This window comes from Methanobrevibacter sp. (assembly GCF_045577275.1).
Taxonomy (GTDB): domain Archaea; phylum Methanobacteriota; class Methanobacteria; order Methanobacteriales; family Methanobacteriaceae; genus Methanobrevibacter.
The window spans coordinates 1-2,822 of sequence record NZ_JAZNIB010000045.1 but is presented as its reverse complement, the minus strand read 5'-3'; the positions used below and the strand labels follow the sequence as shown (position 1 = coordinate 2,822).

At 28.9% G+C, this 2,822-nt stretch carries 3 protein-coding genes; all 3 read left to right on the top strand.

Annotated features, from left to right (window positions below):
- Positions 1 to 568 precede the first annotated feature (568 nt).
- Positions 569 to 1,624: a DUF1611 domain-containing protein gene (locus tag ACKI67_RS01495; protein WP_407461625.1), complete on the top strand. Its 1,056-nt coding sequence runs from the start codon at positions 569 to 571 to the stop codon at positions 1,622 to 1,624.
- A gap of 312 nt (positions 1,625 to 1,936) precedes the next feature.
- A complete protein-coding gene (locus ACKI67_RS01490) occupies positions 1,937 to 2,344 on the top strand; it encodes a cell division protein SepF (protein WP_407461623.1) in 408 nt (135 codons plus the stop codon).
- A gap of 133 nt (positions 2,345 to 2,477) precedes the next feature.
- The coding region (locus ACKI67_RS01485) for a C-GCAxxG-C-C family protein (protein WP_407461622.1) at positions 2,478 to 2,822 on the top strand (345 nt) is incomplete at its 3' end.

Genomic DNA, 2,822 nt, shown 5'->3' with positions numbered 1-2,822 from the left:
GCAAGTTCATGAGTTTGAGTAGTGTAAGTTGCAGTATTTTTTCCTCCACATACTGGACAATCTATTTTCATTTCAGCACTTTTTCCAGTAATTACATCATCCACGTTCATATGATTTTCTCCTTAATTATTTTTTATATTGGGATAATAGCTATTGATAATTATGATGTCTATATGCAATATTTTTAATAGTTATTTTCAAATCTAATTTTTGTTTGTAATGTATATAGATGTAGTTAATTATATTTTAACAATTATCATTTTTTCCAATTTTCATATTTATAATTTTAATATTTCACCATTAAAAGATTTTTTCATATTTCAATTAATTCAAATAATTTTCAAATAATTTTCAAATTAATTTCAAATTAATTTTTAATCATTTATGCTAATATTTATTAATAATAATAGATATATACTTACAATAAGATAAATTCTATAATGTTGGATATTCTAATATTTATTGCATTAGTACTTAATATATATTTTTGAAAAAGTTCAATATTTAAAAAATTTATCAAATTAATATATTTATCAAAATTACACAATTTTTAAAGAGGAGTGATTACTTGTATTCTATAACTTCTGTTGAAGATCTTCAAGAATTGAATCCTTATATTATTATTGGATGTGGGGGTGGAGGAGAAAAATTCTCTAACCTTGAAGGAATTGAAACAGTAGGATTCCTTGATGACAACCCTGCAAAACAAGGAAAACCTTTCTGTGGTCTTGAAGTCGCTTCAAACTTATCAGATTTATTTGAATCTACTGAAGCAAATACTGTAGCAATCATGTTGCCTATTGGTGCTGAAGGAACTGCACTCAAATATGCAGTTCAAGCTTTGGCAAACGGTAAGAATGCAGTTGTTTCATTTAGATCATTATCATTGTCTGAAAATGAATCATTATTGAAATTAGCAGAACAAAATGATGTTTGTATAAAAGAGATTAGTCCAAGATTGGATGTTGTTCGTAAAATTTGTGGTGTAGCACCTGAAAAGTGTTGTGAAGTATTGCCTAAGATATCTTATGAACCTAAGGCTAAAGTGGTCTTTGTAGGCGGAACTTCCCAAGAATGTGGTAAAAGGACTACAACCAAATCCCTCGGTATTGAAGCAGAAAAAAGAGGATTGAAAGCTTCAATTATTTCCACTGATGAAATGGGTTTGGAAAAGCCTACTGCATTTAACTTCAGAGCAGGCAGCTTATCATCTATGGATGTTCCTTCCGCTATACTCAGTTCCATGAAATATGTGGAAGAACATGACAGTCCGGACATAATCTTTATTGAAGGTCAATCAAGCTTGACTGAAGATGGAAATCCTCACCCAAGAGGATTGTCTGCATGTATCTTAATCGGTGCAGATCCAGATGCAGTCATTGTAGGTCACAGACCAAACCACCCATATCGTGAACCAAGAGGTATCGATTATGAGGTAAAGGCTATTGAAGCGGTTGTGCCTACCACTAAAGTTGTCGGTTTATCCATAAATATGAGAAATGCAGATGACGACATGACTTTAGAAAGCTTTGAAGAGAAATATGGTTTACCTGCAGCAGATATGTATGCTGGTGGAGCAGGTAAATTATTAGATGCTATTTTAGAATATTTAGATAAAAATTAAGTTTTTTATTTAATTATTTCTTTTTTTCTTTTTTTATTTCATTAATTATTTCTAATTTTTTCTATTTTTTTCTAATTTTTATTAACTATAATGATTTTTTAAACTTTTTTCAAATTTCAATTTCTTATTAAAAAATAATAAGTTTTATAACTATTAAAAAATATATATTTTAACATAACAAAAGTTTGATTTATTAAACTTTTAAATAATTATTAATAAAATAATAAAATTAGTTAAATTTTTTTAATATTTTAACAATTAATATAAATTTTATTTAAACAATTTTTCTTATAAAAATAAGGGAAGATCAAAATGAGTTTTACTGATAATTTAAAGAAAAGCCTTGGTTTTGAAGAAGATGACTTTGGCAGTGCATATGGCGTAGGCGATTATGGAGACGATATTGGTTTTATGGATGATGAAGATGAATTCACTTCCATCTCTCCAGAACAAACTTTTTATGAAATCATTTTAATCAGACCAAAATCTGTTGATGATATGGATTATGTTTTCGACCAAATCGTTGAAGAAAACAATCCTGTAATTCTTGATTTAAAATTCCTTGAAAAACAAGGAGAAAGAGAATTCAGACAAGCTGGAGAAATCTTAAAGCTTTTAAGAAGCCAATATGGTGCTGAAGCAATTTTACTTTCTCAAGCTGAAGATAAAAATTTAATTATTGTAACTCCGTCCAGAGTTAAATTAGTTAGAAAAGAATAATTAGGTTAATACTCATATTGTTCCTATTCTCTTTTCTTTTTCTATTTTTTTTTAATTTTTTTATATAATCTATTTCTTTTTTTAGTCAATTTTATGATTATTAAGGTATTTTTTGTTTTTTAGGGGATAAATTATGACACATGTGGATAAGGCATTAAATTTATTTGGATTGAAATTCAATTGTGCTCAAGCCGTCTTTGCAAGTTTTTCACAAGAATTAGGGCTTGATGAAAAGCAGGCTCTCAAGATTGGAGGATGCTTTGGAAGCGGTATGCGTAAGGGTGAAGTTTGCGGAGCATGCTCTGGAGCATTGATGGTTTTAGGATTAAAATATGGTCAATCTGAGATTGGCGATTCAGAAAGCAAAATTAAATCAGATGATGTATGCGTCAAATTCTTGGAAGAATTTGCAGACAGAAACGGTTCCTATATCTGTAATGAGCTCTTAAATTGTGATGTAAGAACTAAAGAAGGAGTG